Origin of the sequence: Sphingobacterium haloxyli (genome assembly GCF_002980525.1) — a bacterium.
In the GTDB taxonomy this organism is placed as follows: Bacteria; Bacteroidota; Bacteroidia; order Sphingobacteriales; family Sphingobacteriaceae; genus Sphingobacterium; species Sphingobacterium haloxyli.
Map to the genome: position 1 here is coordinate 12,648 of NZ_PVBQ01000015.1, position 21,213 is coordinate 33,860.

Below are 21,213 nucleotides of genomic sequence, written 5' to 3' on the forward strand. Positions count from 1 at the left end.
AATGGATATGAAAGCTTCAAAAATATTATACCGCTTTATGAAAATGAAAGTTTTTTTTGTGACCTGTGTATTGATGGTAACAGCACCGTCCTATCTTTCTTTGTGCTTTGGACAGTCAGCTCCTTCAATAAGCTATCATATACCTGCTGAGATTATAGCTGGGCAACCGCTCAGCTATTCCCCTACGAATACCGGAGGGGCGGTCTATTCTAACGGGTATATTAAAACTGTCGCAGGAAATCAGACGGGTCCTGGCGGTCAGACCCAGGGATATGCACCGGATATGGCTTTTGGGTTCATTTCTGCAATGGTGTATGACCCCAGCGGTAGCCTTTATTTTTACGATGACGGTACCAAAACGATAAAAAAGATGACCCCTTCGGGACATGTGACATTTATTGCGGGAAGTGGAACCTCCGGTGTAACCAACGGAATAGGAGCCGCAGCTTCATTTAGATATCCTGTCGGAATGGTCATGGATTCCCAGGGTTATATTTACTTCTGTGAAAAAGAGGACCATATCATCCGGAGGATCGCACCCAATGGTGCGGTAATAACGCTCGCCGGTCTTTCCGGAGTTGGTGGATATGCCGACGGGTCAGGCGGGGCCGCTCGTTTTAATTGGCCATGCGGTACCGCAATTGACCAGGATGATAATCTTTATGTTATGGACGGTGCCAACCACCGGATAAGGAAGGTTACGCGCTTGGGAGTGGTTTCGACATTGGCCGGTAATGCTAATCCGGGCACCGTAGACGGACAGGGAGCCTCCGCAAGATTTAATTTTAGCGATATTAGTGAATATGGTAACCGTATTGATACTGATTCAGATGGCAACATCTATGTTACACATAACAACGTTATCCGAAAGATTACCCCTTCAGGATATGTCTCAACATATATCGGGATTGCAGGGATAGCCTCAACTCAGGATGGTATCGGGATAGCTGCTCGGCTTAATGGTCCGAAGGGTTTGTCGATCGACAAGGAGACGAACGATATCTACCTTATACAACAGGACGCCCGGATACGGAAGGTCACGTCTTCCCCCGAGGCAATAACCCTTTCAAAGGGAGGATATGGTTATACCGGAGACGGCGGGGCATTTGATGTCAGTTTTTCTTATCCCATAGGTGTATTATGGGGAAATGACGGAGGGCTCTTAGTTACGGATGAAAGTGGACATCTGGGATACCTCCGCAAATACGAGAATAAGTCTTATGCTGTTACACCCGTTTTGCCGGCCGGGCTCAATATAGATGCAAACGGTGTGATTAGTGGTACTCCTTTTGGCCTAGTCCCGGTGAGAAATTACGAAGTTACGGCCTATAATCACATTGGTCAAAATACAACGACGGTTTCGTTCTCGGTTGTCGATAGTGTTTTGTACCGTCCGAATGGGGCTCGAAACTATATTATCGAGACGACCGTACGTGATAGTGGAATTACGAGCATATCCCAACTTACTGGGCAACCCGTTACAAAAGTAAACCGTAACATTCAGTACTATGATGGATTCGGACGTCTTATTCAGACCATTCAGTGGCAAGGTAGTCCTAAATATAAGGATATTGTACAGTATCACGAGTATGACAACTTCGGGCGGGTGGCTTTCGAATACTTACCTTATGCGGAGACATTAGGCAATGGAAATTACAATGAGAACGCCAAAACCGCCTTAGCCAACTTTTACAATTCTTATAACTCATGGGATCCCCATGTTGCAAAAACTCCCTACCCATATTCTAGAACAATTTTTGAAAAAAGTCCACTGAATAGAGAGCTGGAAAAAGGTGCACCTGGGGGGGTATGGCAACCCTTGGAAACAGTTGGCACTGGGCATACAGTATCTCAGCAATATGCTACGAATAAAACAAATGAAGTGAAAAAGTGGACAGTAAATACTGCCACTAACCTCGTGAGTGGGAACGGCCATTATTTATCTGGTGAATTAACTAAGACAACAGTAAGAGACGAAAATGTTCCAAACGCACAACAAGCCGGGTCATATGAAGAGTACAAGGATATCGAGGGACGTATTATATTAAAAAAAATCTATGATAACACTACACCGCTTAACACCTATTATGTTTATGATAACCTCAAGCGACTCCGATTTGTAATTCCTCCAAATGTGACGGTTACAAGTTTCTTCGAAAATTTCTCGGATACTACATTTTTATATCATGTATATAGTTATAAGTACGACGAATTGGGAAGACTGATTGAAAAGAGAATGCCCGGGAAAGGCTTGGAAGAATATATCTACAATAAAAACGATAAACTTGTTTTAACCCGAGATGCAAACTTGAGACAACAGAAAAAATGGAATTACCTCAAATACGACGCATTGGGAAGGATCGCTTCCAAAGGAATCTATACCAATACCATCGATACTCTTTACAACAGTGTTAGGGCACTGGTAGAAAACGTCTCACCGCTCTGGGAAGACAGACCGAAAGGAACCGCTGAATATTCAAACCTAGCATTCCCAAACACCGCAAACCAGATGCTTGAGCTCTTTGTCAACTATTATGATGATTACACTTTTCAAAATGCTAATCTCTCAACATTGCAACCTTCGAACATAATAAAAAGTGAATTTACAAACTCCCTTCAAACAGGATACCTCAGACGGACAACAGATGGCTCCCTACCCATGCTGACCGTTCAATATTACGATGATAGAGGACGCATAGCACAAGTGGTTGCACAAAACCATATCGGAGGCGTGGACGTCATGACAAATACATATAATTTCTCAGGGGAACTGCTCTCCAGTACACAAGAATTTAAACCTTCAGATGGAACTACCACAACAATATTTACAACAAACACGTATGATCACGCAGGTAGATTATCTTTGGTTCGGAAAAAGATTAATAATCAAAATGAAATCATCCAAAGCAGTCTCGTGTATAATGAAATTGGCCAACTAAAATCAAAAAAGTTGCACAGTGAAAATGAAACGGATTTCTTAACAACTATCAATTATGGTTACAATGAACGCGGCTGGACGAAAAGTATTACTTCCCCCCTATATAACCAGGTTTTAAAATACGACTCTACGTCCTTACAAGGCGCAATACCGCAATATAATGGTAATATCAGCGAACAGCATTGGCGCTTTAGCCATACCGATCCAATGAAGGATATTGTCTATAAATACGATGATTTGAACAGGATTACAAGTGCCATAACTTCGGGCACATCAATGAACGAAATAATCGAGTATGATAATACTGGGAATATACAGGAACTGACTAGAGATGGGATAGCCATAAAATATTCTTATAAAAACAACAAGTTGAAAAGTCTATCAGGTGGTATAACCGCGAATTTTCTCTATGACGCAAATGGAAACGCTACCAAAGACCGCACCGGGATGGTCATTACCTACAATCATCTAAATCTTCCGCAAGCTATAATTGGAAGTGATCGCAGAGTCGACTACACATACTCGTCCGAGGGAATTAAGCTCCAAAAGAAAACCAGCGCTGGAAGCAATATCGAATTTAGGGATTACGTCGCCGAAATTGAATACGTTAAGCTCGGAAACAATGGGCTAAGAGAAATCGATCGCATCGGCACAGAAGAAGGATACCTGCTCAAAGATGGAAGTACTTATAAATACTATTATTATTTAGAAGATCACCTAGGGAATGTGCGCACTGTGATAAGGAGAGGCACATCCGCAATGCAACCGGAGATCATGCAGCAGCAGGACTACTACGCTTTTGGAAAGAAAAAAGGAATATTAACATCCGACGAAAATAATTACCTTTATAATGGAAAGGAAATGCAAAAAGAGATGGCTATAGGACAACATAGCTTTGGAGGACAGTATAGCTGGGATGGTGAATACGATTACGGCGCGAGATTCTACGATCCGGAAATTGGTCGCTGGAATACGGTTGATCCCCAAGCAGAGAACTATAAAATGTATTCTCCCTATACCTATAGCGGAAACAACCCGATTAAGTATATAGATCCTGATGGAGAAGATTTTTTGATCTATTATAATAATAATCAAAGCGTTTTTCGGTTCAATGGAAAGAATTATAACGACGCCCCGAACGATGCTTTTGTACAGGAATTTATACTGATGTACCGCCATTTAGAAAAAATTGGAGCTGGTGAAAATACTGTAGCTATTGCTCGATCCCCAAACTACCAAATAAAAGTAAAATTTGCTGGAAATGCTGACAATATAGGTTTCAACAGAGAGAATAACACTATATATTGGAATCCTACATTAGCTGGCAGAACTCATAATGATAAAATGTTATACAGTCCGATAAACTTTGAACATGAAGCTAGACATGCAAAAGGTTATAATGATGATAAGAAGGCGTATATAGAACGATACGATCATTCGCCTCATCCCAATTACCAAAATATGGAAGAATTTCAAACTATTACCGGTGCCGAGAGAAAAACAGCTTTTGCAAATGGAGATATTAAAAAGGATGAGCAAACAAGATTGTACTACGTAAACAGCATCAAGGAGTGGAATAAAACGATATCTAGTATAAGCAAAACCCCTGCTTTTGATTTTAAACAGTTTTTGAATGATATCAAAAATGCACCAGATCGTAACACACGAGGTCCATTTATTTTTTCAACGGATTTTTGGAATAACTATCATAATAACTTGAAACGATGAAATACTTACTTATAATAAGTACGACATTATTAGTACTTTTAAGTGCTTGTAATCCAAAATCAAAAAGATACACGGTATATTGTTCAAACAACTACATTGCAATTAGTAACGGTAACAGCATGTACCTAAGTGAGATGTACAAATCAGACAGTACGTTCTTCGATACACAAATCAAAAAAGATATATCTTCTTCCGAATGGAAAAAGGCAATGGATATTTTCAAATCTTTTGGAGAGAAGCAAGTAATCGGTAAGATAACCAACGTTTACAAACCACATAACCTTTGTATGCTTTGTCAAATCATGTTTTATCAAAATGAAAAGCCTATATCTTTCGTTTGCTTAGGCGAAAGAGAAGGATTAATCAGTATTGATCAAAACATATATAAAATTGATAAGGAAGATATTGGAGCCTTAAAAAACTTACTTAAGGTAGAATGTAATTTTAATGATCCGACACGTTTGGACGGCGCGTACTATTCCATTGGAGAGGTAAATGTGGTGGACAATAATTAATATGTCACTATTAATGGAAGAAATCTTTTGAAAACAACTTTATACGCCTTTATTCTCTTCTTCCTAATAAGCTGCAAGCAAAAAGAGAGAAAAATAGTCGCTTATTGTTCCAATTATTACCCTGTTCAGGCTAGTCCCGCTGGTGAATATTTGGCTACGGACTATTATAAAAGTAGTGAATATTTCGCATTGGAACCTCCCGATAGTGTATCGGTGAAAGTGTGGGAGTCACTGATGAAGAAAGTCAAAGAATATTCATTCAAAGAGAAAATAGGAGATGTCCGTATTCCACCTCCCAAATTTAACTTTTCTGTATATAACCAAATTGTATTCTATGAAGACAATGTGCCAGTTTGTTTTATATGCATGAACGACAAGGATAACTTGATAAGCTTTAACAAAAGCGTATATGATATAGCAGAATCGGGATTGGACAGCATACGGTCGATGCTTAACATCAATTGCAAGAACGAAGAATACGTGTACGAACAATCTGATGCATACAGCACCAGAAAGGAAATAAAGGTAATACAATAATCAGTTTCGATAACTCAATCACAAGGATAAAAACTATTTGTTTAAACGATGAAATACTTACTTACTTATAATAAGTACTACATTTTTAGTACTTTTAAGTGCTTGTAATCCAAAAGATACACGGTGTATTGTTCAAATGACTACATTGGAGTTAGCAACGGTAACAGCATGTACCTAAGTGTGGTGGACAATAGGAAAAACCTCACCGATTAGACAACGCCAGCAACGCAAACGAACCCAGCCAGTGGCTTCCCATGTAGTCGTCGCCCGAAATATTCTTTAGCGAAAAATCAATGTGCGTATTGGCTAGTGGCACCAAGGTATGCTGTAATTCCGGTAACACCTGGGCAATACCATACAAACAATTTGCCCGGCTGAAATTCAAACCATCCAAATGGACCAGCTTGCCATCTGTTCGATCGCTCACAATAGCCGGCTGAAGGGTATCGATTTCCGTCTCAAATAATATCGGCATAAAATTTACTAGCCAGTTTTGGTATTCATCTTTCGACATAACTTTACTCATGAGATAGGCCTCTTCCAAGCATGGCGACAGAAAATCGTAACCACTGGGCTCATAAGCCAAATCACAGTTTTTATCCTGTTTAAAAAAACGTATACTATTGGTTTTTACCACATTAAGCAACGCCATATCACCCGTTTCTTCCGCATACTCATACATCAGTGTAAGGCTAAAAGCCGTGTTATCGTGCTGCCCCGTACGGATAGGATAAACCAATTTAGACAAGTATTGCTGCGTGCGTTCCGACAGCAGATCGACCAAGGGTTGCAGTGTCTCTACCCACTCCTGCGCATCGACATCGCGCCAGGATTTTAACTCCTGCTGCAACTTAAACAACCAGGCCCAACCGTAAGTGCGCTCAAAGTTCAAGTTATTTTTATCTTGAAAGAAAGCCAGCTCCACCGCCAGGTTTTCTTTTGTAATATGACTTTTTAACAATTGGCGAACCTTTCCGTCCGAATCAAGCTCCGGATATTGCCTTAACAACCGGACAATAGACCAATAGCCATGTACCGACGAATGCCAGTCAAAGCAACCATAAAAAATAGGGCGCAACACCTTAGGAGATTTTAGATCAGCTTCGTTTCCCAATACCTGACCTAATTTATTTGGATATTCAATCGTTAAACAATGCGTAGGCAGTTCAAAAATTCGTTTAGCCGTCTCCTCATTTAAAGTCAGTTGTGCTACGTTAACAGTATCCTCCGCATTTTCCTCTTTCCGCTTATCCCCAGATTCACAAGAAAGAAAAAACGCCATAACCCCAAAAGCAATTAACCGTAAACCCAAATTTACATACTGCATAACTCATTATTTTAGTCAACAATTATCTTATTACACGTAAAATTAGAAATAAAAAGCTAAATACTAATTGTCCCATACGGAGATTTGCACAGTCCCCTCTTTATCACAAAAGGTCGCCTCAAAAGCTTTGACAAATGCAGTAATACCATCGTTGCACTATCCTCAATGTCAAAGGTTTTCAGCGACGACTTTTTTGGTTCTTTTTTGAGAGAAAAAAGAACATAAAAATATTTACCTTTGCGCTCTCTATTGAGCAAGGCAAATGAACAAAGCACTTATCGCATTAGCATTTGGCGGATTAGCTATCGGGATGACAGAATTTACCATGATGGGCATCCTTCCAGACATCGCCAAAGATTTAAAGATCGAAATCCCGGAAGCCAGTAATTTAATTGCACTCTATGCGCTGGGCGTGGTAGTGGGAGCTCCTACCCTCGTCGCTTTCAGCGGAAAGTATTCCCCACGGAACATCTTGCTTTTTCTGATGCTTTTGTTTTTCGTGTTCAACGGTATTTTCGCTATCGCTCCCAACAAGGTACTGCTACTCACCTCGCGTTTCATCTCCGGCTTTCCGCATGGTGCTTTCTTTGGCGTTGGCTCTGTAGTTGCGGCACGGCTGGCAAAACCAGGGAAAGAAGCACAGGCCATCTCCATGATGTTTACCGGAATGACCATAGCCAACTTAGCGGGCGTGCCCGTAGGAACCTATATCGGGCATCATTATTCTTGGCGAATAACCTATGGCGTAATTAGTTTACTCGGTCTCATTACCTTTTTGGCGATCTATTTTTGGATGCCGAGAATGGAAGCCAGCAAAACCAACAACGTGTTAAAACAAATCCGCTATTTCGTCCGTTGGGATGCTTGGTTAATGGTAGCTGTTATTGCTATCGGGACAGGTGGCTTGTTTGCATGGATATCCTATATAGCGCCCTTAGTAACCGATGTATCAAATATTCCGGAAAACCGCGTACCCATTATTATGATACTTGTCGGATTAGGTATGTTTTTCGGCAATATCTTGGGCGGTAAACTCGCCGATAGTATATCACCATCCAAAGCGGTTATTATCGGGTTTATTTCGATGGCAACGTGCCTATTGGTACTGTTCTTTATCGCGCATAACACATACCTAGCCTATCCGATGGCATTTATTACCGGCATGATTTCCTTTTCGATCGGTTCGCCGTTGCAAATGATGCTGATCAACAACGCCAAAGGTGCGGAAACATTTGCTGCTGCTGCCGGACAAGCTAGTTTTAATATTGGAAACACACTGGGCGCTTACCTGGGGGCTATTCCTATCACACTCGGATATGCCTACAATTATCCATCCCTTGTGGGGGTAGTCATGGCTAGTATGGGAGCTGTACTGGCTTATGTTTTCTGGAGAAAGGTCGTAAAACCAAAAATGAACATTTAACGTAAACGTTGCTTCTCCCAAGCAATGACTAATCGGCTCATTAGCGAGTAACGTGCCATACCTTCGGGCTGGTTATTATGCCGCAAATAGCTTCCGTAAAACAGGTTTGTCAAGCGGTTAAATGTGCCATAATATTGTTGCCAAAAGAGGCGTTCGTTCTCGTAATCGTTACGGGCAGCCGCTGAAAGCTTGTTCACGTAAGCTGTATAGCGCGTTTTATCCGAAAAATACAAAGGTCGAAGCAGATATTGGACCGTCTCGTAGTAGGCGGCATAACGATACCAGTTATCCGGGTGGTCGTGCAGCATCAAGAAAGCGATAAAGTTGCATTCGTCTTCAAATCCGATTCCCATCTGATGGGCTAATTCATGCACCACCGTAAAGGGATAAGACGTTTCGGGCATCACAGCATTGACCTGCACTTCTTGCGTGAAAGGATTGAAATAACCCGTAACCGTAAAGTAAGAAGCCAACACACTGGAGACCGGCTGTTTCGCTTTCACTTGTGTACGGGACAACATCGGTAACCGATCGCCGCTCTCTGCCATTAGCTGTTGCAATTCCTGTCGGGCCCGGTCTTTATCCATTTTGCTGGTGTCCAGTTGCTCCCGGAGCTCGTTGATTTCGATGATATAGCGATCTAGGATGTCGATATAGTCCGCTTGAACAATGGTATCGATTTCCAGATCAAGCTGCTGTTGCAAAGGCACCCGATAATACTGCAACCCCCAGCTCACGTAGAAATAAATATAGGTTCCAAATAGAACCAAAACCAGCTGCATCAACCGTTTCTGCGCTGTTGCCCACTTGCGCCGAGATAGTGCGATCACCGAAGAGATGGCTGCCCAAAGCAGGGTCCCCGATAGAACGACGTAAAACACATCTCCAATACTAAAAGGAAACCAGCCGAACAGTAGTTTGGGTACATGCGAAAAAAACGGGTAAAACTGGCGGCTGTAGTATTGCTCTACAAATGTCGGTGACGCTTTTATCCAGGATAAAAGCAACATCACGCTGAGACAAATCGCTACCGCGACCAGGTACCTTTTCTTGCCGTTTATGAGCTTAACTTTCGGTTTCAAAATACAGTTTATAATAATTTAATCCGCGTTCTTCATCAAAGCCAGATTCGATATAGTCTCGCTTACCGTGCACGTATATATGAAAATTTTTGTCCAATTTGAGAACGGATTTGTAGGAGGCTGCCATTTTTTTAACTGCTGGAGATGCGATCTCGAAATTGGATTGAAACGGCGCCTCGAACTCGTCGGCAAAATGTTGCTGGTATTCCTTAAATAACGACGCTGCCTGCGGATTGCCAATGACTTCCTCTTCAAATTCGCCCTGATCAAACGTTTCTTTGGTTTTGAAATAGTTCATCGAACGGTTTAAGAGATCAATTTTATCGGCACTTTCCAATTCAAATGTTTCATCGAGCTTATCGTTTACAAAATTCTTATAAACCTTGAGCAAGTTGCCGGTCTGCTGGAAATTGTCATTACGGGTTTTGATCTTCAAAAAATCATCCTTCCAATAGACAGCTTCCGATTGATTCGTTTGGTCTACGACCAACACTTTATACCCCGCTTCCGCTTCTGTCTTGACAATCACGACGCCTTTATCCAATTTATTGATATTGATGGCTTCTTGTTCATAATCCAGATCAAAACCACCTGCATTTGGATATACCTTTAAGTAGGCTTCCTTGTTCTCGGATTTAAATATACCGATCGCATCGTGTTCCTCGCCTTCGAGTTGTACATTCTTCAAGGCAACTACGTAAAGCTCCCCGGCTTTAATCTTCGGATGTTCCGATACCTCATACAGATGTTTCGCCAACTGTTGGGACATTTCGTGAAAATGGATTTTCGCTTCAAAATATTGCTTTGCAAAATAATAGACTTCATTCAGCTGTAAGTCATCATTGGGATGATAAAAACGATATACCTCGTTTGCTTTGCTAAAAGGTTTCATAAAGTACTGCATCAGTAGGTCGGGCAGCACCTCGTCCTGTGCAATATCGATAGGCGTATCGGATAACACGTAGAACTCGTCCTGTGCTTTATTCCCTACACGATGTATGGAAAGCTGTTCAAAAGTTGCGTCTTGGTGAAAGAACATGTTTTAGTATTTAGTATATAGATATGATGCAAAACTCTTCATTAATCAAAAGCCAAAAATATCGACGGCTGTCTTATAGGTATTCACATGGGCATTTACGATATCTTTGATATGTGTAGAATAACCTCCCCCCATGCTGATTTGTACAGACAGACCTCTCTGTTGGCATTTATCCAATACCATTTCGTCCCGGCGTTTACAACCTGCTGCCGTCAATTTAAGCTTTCCGAGTTTATCGGTAGCTAAAATATCAACTCCTGCTTGATAAAACACAAAATCGGGATCAAAAACGGTAAATATTCTATCGAGATTCCGTTTTAATTCGGTCAGATAAGCTGCGTCCTCCATCCCATCTGGTAATGGTACATCTACATCTGAACATTCCTTGATAAAGGGAAAGTTCTTATCGCCGTGCATCGAGAAGGTAAAGACTTGCGGATTCCCGTCAAAGATATGGGCCGTACCATTCCCTTGATGTACATCTAAATCGATAATTAAGACCTTGTACGCTAACCCCTTCGCTAACAGGTAGGCGGCAGCCACTGCTTGATCATTAAACAAACAGAAACCTTCGCCAAAATCGCGTCCGGCATGGTGTGTACCGCCGGCAACATTAAAAGCAACGCCATGTTCTAAGGCATATAAACTTGCCTGAATGGTACCATCCAAAATATACCGTTCACGGTCGACCAGCGATTGCGACAGCGGAAATCCAATTCTACGCACCATTTTTGCGTCCAAAGAGCAATCCATTAGCTGAGCGACATAGTGCCCATCATGTGCCAATGTAATGGTCGGTATTTCGGCAAGGTTCGGCTGAAAAAAACTAGCTGCCGAGACTATACCTTCATAACGTAATTGCGCGGGAATAAGCTCATATTTCACCATAGGGAAACGATGTCCTGTCCGCAAGGGATGCACATAGGCTGGATGATATGCTATTCGTAACACAAGGTTTCCATTTTGTTCTCCGCGAAGTTAAAAAAACAAGGCGGACAAAATAAAACAAGAATATTTTTTTTATCTTCGAAGCCGACAGACCGAATCAGTTTATCAAAATATGGAAGAAACAAACAATTTACCTGTTTTAAGTGGAGAAGAGTTACGTGTTTTAGGTTCACTTTTGGAGAAATCCAAGACGACGCCGGAATATTACCCGATGACCCTGAATGGGTTACAGACGGCGTGCAATCAAAAAACTTCTCGCAAACCGGTCGTTTCATATCATGAAAATACGATTATAGCGGCATTGGACACTTTGCGAAAAAGAGGTTTGATATCGACGGTGGTGGGTGGCGGAAGCCGTGTAACAAAATACAAACACAACCTGGCTATACAGTTTCCTTTAATTCCACAAGAATTGGCCGCATTGTGCCTACTCATCCTCCGGGGTCCACTAACTCCTGGCGAAATTAATTCTAATTCCGGTCGATTGTTTAATTTTGAAAGTATCGATGAGGTACAGGATGTATTGAACCGCCTACAAGAACAAGAGCCTCCATTTGTAAAACAACTAACGAAACGCCCTGGCCAAAAGGAAATTCGTTATGTACATTTGCTCGGCGAAATAAATGAAGAAGATTACGAAAACCTTTCCAGTGGTTCGGATAGTGGCTCCTCAGGTCGTGTGCAGGAACTAGAAGAACGGGTAAACATTTTGGAGGAGCAATTAAACACATTGAAACGAGAATTCGACAACTTGATGGAACAGCTGTCGTAGCCTGTTACATTTTACTGATTTATACCGTTTTATATTCGAGGCACAGCTTTTGCGGTCTATTAATAAAAAACTAACAGTCATATACAATGAAAAGAACACCTGCAACTACATTCGTGATACTAGCCGTTATAGCGGTGGTGCTCCTATTTGTAACGACATGCGCAGGGCTGGAATGAAGCCATAGGTCAACGATTATCTACATAATCGCTTTTATTTTATCTTTTTTCCAAGCGAGGCATGTCTTTTGTTAGGTTATATGTAGAAAACTGAAAGGATGAAGTCATGAGAAGAACGCCCTATACCACGATTACCATTGTAGTGCTTGTTGCACTGGTCATAATTTTTGCCACCACTTGCGCTGGGGTTATCTAATAATAAAGTAAGTTTTCCACGTCGTCCCGCTTCTTTCAGAAAATGCCTTATCTTTGAAGAAAATGGGACGAAATAATGTCAAACTCGGATAAGGCAATTAAGACCACTTATTTTAGTATACTAACCAACTTCTTGTTGGCACTGGTTAAGTGGCTAGCGGGCTATTTCGGACATTCCCATGCGTTGATTGCTGACGCCATTGAATCTACAACGGATATTTTTTCCTCCTTCCTGGTATTATTGGGACTTAAGTATGCTAAGCGTCCCGCGGATCATACCCACCCCTATGGACACGGGCGTATAGAACCTTTGATTACCTTTATCGTCGTTATTTTCCTTATCGTTTCGGCTTTCATTATTGCTAAAGAGAGTATATATAACATTCAGAACCCACACGAGGCTCCCAGAACGTGGACATTATATGTATTGGGGGCCATTATACTCTGGAAAGAAATTTGCTTCCGGGTCATCATGCGGAGGAGCAAGAAGCTTAATAGCTCCTCACTTAAAGCTGATGCTTGGCACCATCGTAGTGACGCCATCACTTCTGTCGCGGCTTTCGTCGGTATATTGATTGCGGTAAGTTTCGGTGAGGGATACGAAAGTGCGGACGATTGGGCAGCTTTGTTCGCTTCAGGATTGATCATCTATAATTGTTACGGTATATTCCGTCCGGCTTTAGCGGAAATTATGGACGAAAACCGATACGAAGAGTTAGAGGAAGAAGTTCGTCAACATTCCCTCCATGTGACGGGCGTCAAGTTGATAGAGAAATGTTATATCAGAAAAATCGGCATGCTTTTCCAGATAGATTTGCATGCCGTTGTCAACCCCGATTTGTCTGTTCGTGAGGGACACGCTATAGCCCATGATCTCAAAGATTACTTAATTGCCAACTTGGACAACATCGGAAATGTCTTTGTACACATTGAGCCCTTTGAGGAAAACTAATCTTCTTTGATTAAAGACCTATCCAAATGTACGTATCCGCCATCGACATGAATAAGCTGTCCGGTGGTATGGCTTGACTTGTCCGATAACAAAAATACGGCGGTATTTGCTATTTCTTCGGCTGTAGTCATGCGGTTTTCCAGCGGTATGCGATCCGTTATCTTTTTGAGCGTTTCCTCAGGATTATCCAATGTTTGTATCCAAGAGTCGTATTGCGGCGTTGCACACTCCGCGACCACAATTGCGTTCACCCGAATACTGTATGGCAAAAGCTCTACTGCCCATTCGCGCGTAAGGGCATTTCGTCCGCCGTTAGAAGCCGCATAGCCCGACGTGTTCCCTTGGCCAGTCTCCGCCGTTTTCGAACTAATATTTACAATACTGCCTCTGGATACACGCAAAGCATCAATGCAGTAATGAGCCATTAAATAATAGTGGATCAGGTTTTTATGTAAGGACTCGACAAACTTATCATAGTTTCCTGTAATAAGTCCTACCCCATCGTTATGGCCTGCGTTATTGACCAACCCGTCGATCCGACCTAGAGCAGTGAGCGTTTCCTCCGCCGCTCTCTTACATTCTTCGGGCTTGGAAAGTTCTGCTTCCACGCAAAATGCGCTTCCCCCTAAAGCTTCTACCTCTGCCTTAACTAAATCGTTATCCTCTTGTTTTCTTCCGACAATAACGGGCAATGCGCCTTCATTTGCCAATGCCAAAACAACAGCTTTACCGATCCCTTTTGCGCCGCCTGTTACAATGACTACTTTACCTTTTAAATTTAAATCCATTTTTTACGCTTCACATTATACCATAAAACTGGGCAGCATTTCCGCCCCAAAAGGCCTGTAATTCTGCTTCGGAAAAATCGACTAATATCGTCTCCACTATGTTCATCACATCTTCATAGGTGGCCGCAACGAGGCATACCGGCCAGTCCGTTCCGAACATGATGCGTTGCTTTCCAAAGCAAGCTATAACATGCTGTATGTAAGGCCTGAAATCATCGACTGTCCAATTGCTCCAATCGGCTTCGGTTACCAATCCCGAGATCTTACAATGCACATTTGGGAAAGCTGCCAATTTCGTTATAAATTCGGCCCAATTATCGAATTCTTTCGTCCGGACAGCTGGTTTCGCCATGTGGTCTAACACAAATCGCTGATTCGGGTTCTGTGCAACACAAGTTAAGGTGCTATCATAATGTCTTGGACGGATTAATAAATCGTACGTATATTCATATGCCGTCAATGCCTTAATCCCCCGCAAGAACGCCGGACGGGTTAAAAAGTCCGGATCGTCTTCGGCCTCGATCACATGCCTAAACCCTTTGATGATAGGATATTGGTGAAAGTGTTCTAAACGTTCTGCTATCGCTTCGGACTGCAAATCTACCCATCCTACCACACCTTTAATCATCGCGTACATGGTAGACAAGTCGACTAAAAATTGTGTCTCTTCGTGTGATTGCGACGCCTGCACCGCGATAGTGCCGTCTATTCCGTTGGATTTGAGTACAGCGGCCAGATCGATCGGCAGAAAATTCTGACGAATGGCCTTCATTTCATCGGTTATCCAAGCATCTCGTTCGGCATTGAATATCCAAAAGTGCTGGTGTGAATCAATACGCATAAGCAACTACCTCCTGACGTGATTCGCCCAGATAATCTGCACCCAATTCAACGACGTCACCTGCTTTCAGGTAGATTGGTGGGTTGAATCCCAACCCTACACCTGCAGGCGTCCCGGTTGAAATCACGTCGCCTGGCAACAAGGTCATGAATTGAGACACATAGGATACCACATGTTGCACAGAAAAAATCAAATTAGCGGTATTACCGTCCTGATAGGTCTTACCGTTTACTTTTAACCAGAGACGTACATTATTGATGTCTGGAATCTCGTCTACAGTAGTCATATATGGTCCCATCGGTGCGAATGTGTCGCAGCCTTTTCCTTTATCCCAGGTACCTCCACGCTCCAACTGATAGGCGCGCTCCGATACATCGTTATGTAACACATAACCTGCCACGTAGTTCAATGCTTCCGCTTCGTCTACATAAGAAGCCTTCTTTCCGATGACAATCCCAAATTCAACCTCCCAATCAGTTTTAGTCGAATTTCTCGGAATAACGATTTGATCATTAGGCCCTACCAGCGACGTTGTTGATTTCATAAAGATAATGGGCTCACTAGGTATGGCAGCTCCAGTTTCTTCAGCATGATCTTTGTAGTTCAAACCTATACAAACAATTTTAGAAGGACGGGCAAAAGGCGCTCCTAACCGTGCCCCTGCAGGCACTTCTGTTAATTTGCCCTTATTTTCCTCCACAAACTGCGTTAATCTCGCTAAACCATTTTCGGCGAAGAACGCCTCGTTATAGTCTCCACCAAAAGCGGAAACATCATAATTTACACCATCGATCTGTACACCGATTTTTTCTTTTCCAGTCGCTCCGAATCGTATTAATTTCATCTTATGATTTTGAGTATTTAAATTTTACTATATATTCTACTTAATTATTCAACTTAATAAATCCCCCATCAATAGGGTAATCGTTACCGGTTATAAACCCTGCATCATCACCGCATAAAAACAACGCTAATTTAGCAATTTCTTCCGGTTTCGCCATTCTACCTATAGGCTGGGATTTGGAGAGTTTCTCAAACATTTCCTCCTCTTGCCCAGGATAATTCTTAGCAATGAACCCATCCACAAAAGGGGTGTGTACCCTTGCTGGAGAAATCGAATTCGAACGGATGTTATCCGCTATATAATCTCGCGCTACGGACATGCTCATGGCGTAGACAGCACCTTTACTCATGGAATAGGCAAATCTGTCGCTAATCCCTACGACAGATGCAATGGAGGCTAAGTTTAAAATGGCGCCACCACCGTTTGCTTTCATGACGGGCACGACCGCGAAAAGGGCGTTGTAAGCTCCTTTTACATTTACGTTAAATACCCGTTCAAAATCCTCTGGCGAACATTTCTCCAAATTACCTACGTGGGCGATCCCTGCATTATTGACAAGGATATCCACCCGGCCAATGCTTTTTACAACACGCAAGACATCGGTCTGCTCGGCCACATTACAGGCGTGTGATTTTGCTGTGCCGCCTGCCGATATAATGCCATCGACAACCGACTGTGCCATATCGGCATTTAAATCTACAATGTGTACATAAGCCCCCTCTTGCGCAAAAATCTCCGCTATAGCTCTTCCTATACCGCTACCGCCCCCTGTAACAATCGCTACTTTATTTTCTAGCTTTGCCATATTATTTAGTATTAATTTTAAGATTAATTTATAGGGATACTCCCCTACGCCATGGAATAAAATCATCCTGTCCTAACTGCACGGCCTTAGGTTGTGTATCGCCACTTGCCACTTGAATTACATAATCCAGTATCCGGTATGCTGTTTCTTGGATGGTTTCCTCGCCATCGATGATTGTACCGCAGTTGATATCTATAATATCCGGCATCCGCTGGAATGTCTTTGTGTTGGTAGACAGCTTGATTACGGGTGCGATCGGGTTTCCTGTTGGAGTTCCTAGGCCGGTTGTAAAGAGTACAATATTCGCCCCGGCAGCTACCTCCGCCGTTGTACTTTCCACATCATTGCCCGGGGTACATAGTAGATTCAATCCCTGTGTATTTACTATCCCCGGATAATCCACCACAGCAGCAATGGGGGAATTCCCTCCTTTCTTTGCTGCACCTGCCGACTTTATAGCATCTGTAATCAATCCGTCGCGAATATTTCCCGGCGACGGATTCATATAAAACCCTGAACCATCGGCCTCTGCTTTTGCATTGTATGTCTTCATCAGATGCATAAATTTTTCGGCAGTAGCTTCGTCAATACAGCGATCACTTAATTCTTGTTCAACACCACAAAGTTCTGGAAACTCTGCTAGAATAACGGAACCTCCCATCGTTACCAGCATGTCGGATACATATCCCAGGGCGGGATTCGCCGAAATACCCGAGAATCCATCCGACCCACCGCACTCCAGGCCGATACATAGTTTATTTAGAGGTGCCGGTTGGCGGGTTTGTTTATTGGCTTGTGTAAGCCCCGCAAAAGTCGCTTTAATAGCCTTTTGCATCAGCTCTTGTTCCGTTCCCTCAAACTGTTGTTCGAAAATATACAGCGGTTTATCGAATGCAGCGTCCCGCTTCCTAATTTCCTCCTGCAATATGGAGGCTTGCGCATGCTGACAGCCAAGGCTCAAGACCGTGGCGCCAGCGACGTTAGGATGTGCGATATACCCCGCGAGTAGCCCACATAGGGCGTCTGAGTCTAGCCGCGTACCGCCACAGCCCATATTATGATTCAAAAACTTCACTCCATCTACGTTCGGAAATAAGCGCATTTTCTCCTTACCGGCTTTCGCCGAGGAAAGGTCTATGGCCAATAGTTCATCTACGGAAGCACCTGCTTGATAACGAGCAATTAATTCGTCCACTTCGTCCGAATAGTCTTTTGACGCTACGTGATAGCCTAATTTTTCTTCCAACGCAGATTTTAGTGTTAACACATTTCTATTTTCGCAGAACACCAAAGGAATAACCAGCCAGTAATTAGCCGTTCCTACGGTGCCGTTACTACGGTGGAACCCGTTGAAGGTACGGCCTTCAAAGGCCGATACATCCGGTTTGTCCCAATCTAGCTTTCTATTTCCTAATTTAAAGTCGTCCGAAGCATGCCGCAAGTTATCCGTACTGATAACTACGCCTTGGGCAACCGCATAATTCATCTTGCCGACCAAAACGCCGTACATCAGCACATCTGCGTCTTTCTCTAATGCAGCGATCGTGAATTTATGTTTTGCGCGGACAGCTTCTCGTACGAAGAATCTTTGTCCGCCGAAATCCACCTCAAATCCTTTTGGTAAATCTCTTAACGCCACCAATACGTTATCTTTTGGGTGTATTTGCAAATACGATAGTCGCTCCTTTTTCATTTTTACAGCTCAAAAATTTTATCCATCAATACCCATTTCTCTCCCGGTTTAGCACCTGGTACGGCTTGTTGATATCTCCACATCAATGTCTCCCATTCTTGCACTTTCGGATTCATCGAATCCAGCTCACTTTTCTTTTCAAAACTAAACTCATCATGTACATCCATCGTCATAAATAACCTATTTCCAAAACGATATATTTCCATATTCTCGATACCGGCATGGGTTATCGACGCACGGATTTCCGGCCAGACAGACCGATGATGGGCGTCATATTCAGCTATTAATTTTGGATCATCCAACAGATCCAGTGCTAATGCATATCTTTTCATTTATTCAACTTCTAACTTCACAATTTACCAGTCTGCTTATTCAGATGAACAGCTCCGTATATAGCCACAACAACGAAACACACCAGGGGAACCATATAAGATATATTAACACTGTTAAAATGGTCTGACAACGCGCCCTGGAAGTAGGTAAGCACTGCCCCTCCAAGTATGGCCATAATCAGCCCCGATCCCCCTATTTTTCTATCGGTACCTAAGCCTTCACAAGCTAGTCCGTAAATTGTCGGAAACATCAAACTCATGCAACCGGAAATAGCAACCAATGCGTAAACTCCGATAAAACCGCTACCAAATGACACGAATAGGGATAATACAACCGCCATAAGCGACAAAATAAGCAGTAATTTAGCAGGTTTAACATATCGCATGAGGCTTGTGGCAATAAAACGGGATATCGTAAAGGCTACCAGCGAAGCGATGTAATAATTGGCTGCATGCTCTTCATCCAAATCAAGTTCACCCATCACATAACGGATAGTAAACGACCAAACGCCAATCTGTGCACCGACATAAAAAAACTGAGCTACCACACCAAATATATAGTTTCGGTTTTTAAACAGCCTGGAAAAAGCTTGTCCGAGATTCCCCCGGTCAGAATCGACATCTAAGGGCATCTTAACCGTTCTTATGGCCAACCAAAAGATTACGAGCAAAAATGCCAATCCAACATAGGCTTGCATAACGGCACTGAGCTCGGCAGCTTGTACCTGCTGCAATTCTAGTCCGTCCATTATCTCCCGCTCCTGCTGACTGGCACTGTTTAATTCCGAAAGTATCACAAATTTACTGATTATCACGCCTGCTATTGATCCGATCGGATTAAATGATTGTGCCATATTCAAGCGCTGTGTAGCAGTTTCTTCAGAACCTAAGCTCAAGATAAACGGATTCGCAGAGGTTTCTAGGATGGAAAGTCCACCGGCCAGAATGAATAAGGCCGCTAAAAAGTGTCCATACATCATCGTCTTGCTGGCAGGATAAAACAGCAATGCACCGATAATAAAAAGGCCTAAACCAAGTAATATTCCGGATTTATAACTAAATCTCCTGATATAAAGAGCCGCAGGTATCGCCAAAACGAAATATGCGCCGTAAAATGCTGTCTGTATCAATGACGTCTGTGCATCAGTCATTGACATGATTCGCTTAAAGGCTGCAAGGAGCGTGTCGGTCATGTTATTTGCAAGACCCCATAAGAAAAACAATGAGGTTATTAAAACAATTGTCAGTGTATATTTTTTTTCTCGCACCATAGGAATTATATTGGAAAGTAAAACTAGTTCAAATTGGCATAACGTTATTGAACTATTTTACCGATTTACTAACCAATATTACCACAAGTTGTATATATTTAAGTTTTGATACGAATAAATAAATTACACACTTACGATGCAGCGGCTAGATCATACTTCTTACTCCCTTCGCACTATTGCCGTCCGGCATGATAATACACCGCAAAACCACAATATTTGGCATTATCATGAAGAACTGGAGTTTATCCATATCAAACGTGGAAAAGGAACATTTTTCGTGGGCGATTGCATACAACAATTTTCTGATAATTTCACGATTTTAATAGGCTCTAAAACACCGCATTACTGGCTATTTGACGAAGAATACCTTTACTCAGATTCGCCTCGTCTCGCCGACATCCACGTCGTTCATTTTAAACCCGATTTTCTTGGTTCCGATTTTTTAGGACTACCAGAGGCTGCCGGTGTCAAGCAAGTTTACCGATTGGCCAAGCGTACAATTTTGTTCCCACCGAATGATCCTTATCTTATTTCATTTTTTGAAAATCTGCCTGCTCAAAAGCCGACAAAACGACTCATTATGCTTCTTGATATTCTCGATTACGCCGCTAGCATGCCTGCCCCTATCACGTTAGTAAGTCACAACTATACGAATCCACAGCAACAAGGCGATTATCTTCGCATGAATAAAATTTTAGATTACATCCGTTTACACTATAGATCGAAAATGCAGCTTGACGAGATTTCCCAAATAGCCGGTATGACACCTAACTCTTTTTGTCGCTACTTTAAACAACGTACAGGTAAATCATTGATCGCCTTTGTTAACGAGCTTCGAATAGGCTACGCCTGCAAACTGTTATCCGACGGCAGCGCGCCCGTTAAAGAAATTTGTTTCGAATGTGGCTTTCACAATTTCGTCAGCTTCCATAAAATATTTAAATCCATTACCGGTTCGACGCCTGCTGCATATCGGGAATCGATTTCCTAAAGGGTGGCTAACAAAC

At 42.5% G+C, this 21,213-nt stretch carries 18 protein-coding genes; 7 read left to right on the forward strand and 11 right to left on the reverse strand.

Annotation, left to right across the window (positions count from 1 at the left end):
• The first annotated feature begins 37 nt into the window (after window positions 1-37).
• The 3 genes from C5745_RS15915 (at window position 38) to C5745_RS15925 (ending at window position 5,718) form a co-directional block, all read left to right on the forward strand.
• Window positions 38-4,666 (forward strand): DUF6443 domain-containing protein, encoded by a 4,629-nt coding sequence (locus tag C5745_RS15915; RefSeq protein WP_165793110.1) that lies wholly within the window; start codon window positions 38-40, stop codon window positions 4,664-4,666.
• Between the two features lie 119 nt (window positions 4,667-4,785).
• A complete protein-coding gene (locus C5745_RS15920) occupies window positions 4,786-5,181 on the forward strand; it encodes a hypothetical protein (RefSeq protein WP_207795824.1) in 396 nt (131 codons plus the stop codon).
• Between the two features lie 27 nt (window positions 5,182-5,208).
• Window positions 5,209-5,718, forward strand: coding sequence for a hypothetical protein (locus C5745_RS15925; RefSeq protein ID WP_133166360.1), 510 nt, complete (start codon window positions 5,209-5,211; stop codon window positions 5,716-5,718).
• 202 nt (window positions 5,719-5,920) lie between these two features.
• On the opposite strand, the gene C5745_RS15930 is transcribed toward C5745_RS15925, so the two are convergent.
• Entirely contained in the window at window positions 5,921-7,045 is a 1,125-nt protein-coding gene (locus tag C5745_RS15930) for a DUF2891 domain-containing protein (protein ID WP_105718007.1), read from the reverse strand.
• Window positions 7,046-7,307: 262 nt separating this feature from the next.
• Between C5745_RS15930 and C5745_RS15935 the strand changes: the two genes are divergently transcribed.
• Window positions 7,308-8,468, forward strand: a complete 1,161-nt coding sequence (locus C5745_RS15935; RefSeq protein ID WP_105718008.1) for an MFS transporter — start codon at window positions 7,308-7,310, stop codon at window positions 8,466-8,468.
• On the opposite strand, the gene C5745_RS15940 is transcribed toward C5745_RS15935, so the two are convergent.
• The 3 genes from C5745_RS15940 to C5745_RS15950 are packed head-to-tail and all read right to left on the reverse strand — an operon-like array spanning window position 8,465 to window position 11,540.
• Window positions 8,465-9,550, reverse strand: a complete 1,086-nt coding sequence (locus C5745_RS15940) for a DUF3810 domain-containing protein (protein ID WP_133166361.1) — start codon at window positions 9,548-9,550, stop codon at window positions 8,465-8,467. The two genes, C5745_RS15935 and C5745_RS15940, sit on opposite strands and share 4 nt — an antisense overlap.
• Window positions 9,534-10,589 carry a nucleoid-associated protein gene (locus C5745_RS15945; RefSeq protein WP_105718010.1) on the reverse strand — a complete coding sequence of 352 codons (1,056 nt, stop codon included), beginning with the start codon at window positions 10,587-10,589 and terminating at the stop codon, window positions 9,534-9,536. Before C5745_RS15945 ends, C5745_RS15940 begins: the two co-directional genes overlap by 17 nt.
• 45 nt (window positions 10,590-10,634) lie before the next feature.
• Window positions 10,635-11,540 (reverse strand): histone deacetylase family protein, encoded by a 906-nt coding sequence (locus C5745_RS15950; RefSeq protein WP_243403375.1) that lies wholly within the window; start codon window positions 11,538-11,540, stop codon window positions 10,635-10,637.
• A gap of 109 nt (window positions 11,541-11,649) precedes the next feature.
• Between C5745_RS15950 and C5745_RS15955 the strand changes: the two genes are divergently transcribed.
• Together C5745_RS15955 and C5745_RS15960 are read left to right on the forward strand one after the other, a co-directional pair.
• Complete coding sequence (locus C5745_RS15955) at window positions 11,650-12,309, forward strand: YceH family protein (protein WP_105718012.1); 660 nt, start codon at window positions 11,650-11,652, stop codon at window positions 12,307-12,309.
• Window positions 12,310-12,756: 447 nt separating this feature from the next.
• Window positions 12,757-13,632 (forward strand): cation diffusion facilitator family transporter, encoded by an 876-nt coding sequence (locus C5745_RS15960; protein WP_105718013.1) that lies wholly within the window; start codon window positions 12,757-12,759, stop codon window positions 13,630-13,632.
• On the opposite strand, the gene C5745_RS15965 is transcribed toward C5745_RS15960, so the two are convergent.
• From C5745_RS15965 to fucP, 7 genes are read right to left on the reverse strand one after another with little or no spacing between them, the layout of a single operon-like run.
• Window positions 13,629-14,420 carry an L-fucose dehydrogenase gene (locus C5745_RS15965; RefSeq protein ID WP_105718014.1) on the reverse strand — a complete coding sequence of 264 codons (792 nt, stop codon included), beginning with the start codon at window positions 14,418-14,420 and terminating at the stop codon, window positions 13,629-13,631. The genes C5745_RS15960 and C5745_RS15965 overlap by 4 nt on opposite strands.
• A 10-nt stretch (window positions 14,421-14,430) precedes the next feature.
• Window positions 14,431-15,261, reverse strand: a complete 831-nt coding sequence (locus C5745_RS15970; RefSeq protein WP_105718015.1) for an amidohydrolase family protein — start codon at window positions 15,259-15,261, stop codon at window positions 14,431-14,433.
• Window positions 15,251-16,105, reverse strand: coding sequence for a fumarylacetoacetate hydrolase family protein (locus C5745_RS15975; RefSeq protein WP_105718016.1), 855 nt, complete (start codon window positions 16,103-16,105; stop codon window positions 15,251-15,253). The genes C5745_RS15970 and C5745_RS15975 overlap by 11 nt, the downstream gene beginning before the upstream one ends.
• Window positions 16,106-16,145: 40 nt before the next feature.
• Window positions 16,146-16,910: an SDR family NAD(P)-dependent oxidoreductase gene (locus C5745_RS15980; protein WP_105718017.1), complete on the reverse strand. Its 765-nt coding sequence runs from the start codon at window positions 16,908-16,910 to the stop codon at window positions 16,146-16,148.
• A gap of 28 nt (window positions 16,911-16,938) precedes the next feature.
• Entirely contained in the window at window positions 16,939-18,603 is a 1,665-nt protein-coding gene (locus C5745_RS15985; protein ID WP_105718018.1) for a UxaA family hydrolase, read from the reverse strand.
• 2 nt (window positions 18,604-18,605) lie between these two features.
• Window positions 18,606-18,935, reverse strand: a complete 330-nt coding sequence (locus C5745_RS15990; protein WP_105718019.1) for an L-rhamnose mutarotase — start codon at window positions 18,933-18,935, stop codon at window positions 18,606-18,608.
• Between the two features lie 17 nt (window positions 18,936-18,952).
• The gene (gene fucP / locus C5745_RS15995; protein WP_105718020.1) at window positions 18,953-20,206 is read right to left on the reverse strand and encodes an L-fucose:H+ symporter permease; all 1,254 of its coding nucleotides are present in this window, start codon (window positions 20,204-20,206) and stop codon (window positions 18,953-18,955) included.
• Between the two features lie 136 nt (window positions 20,207-20,342).
• On the opposite strand from fucP, the gene C5745_RS16000 reads away from it, so the two are divergent.
• Window positions 20,343-21,197, forward strand: a complete 855-nt coding sequence (locus C5745_RS16000; protein ID WP_105718021.1) for an AraC family transcriptional regulator — start codon at window positions 20,343-20,345, stop codon at window positions 21,195-21,197.
• The last annotated feature ends 16 nt before the right edge of the window (window positions 21,198-21,213 follow it).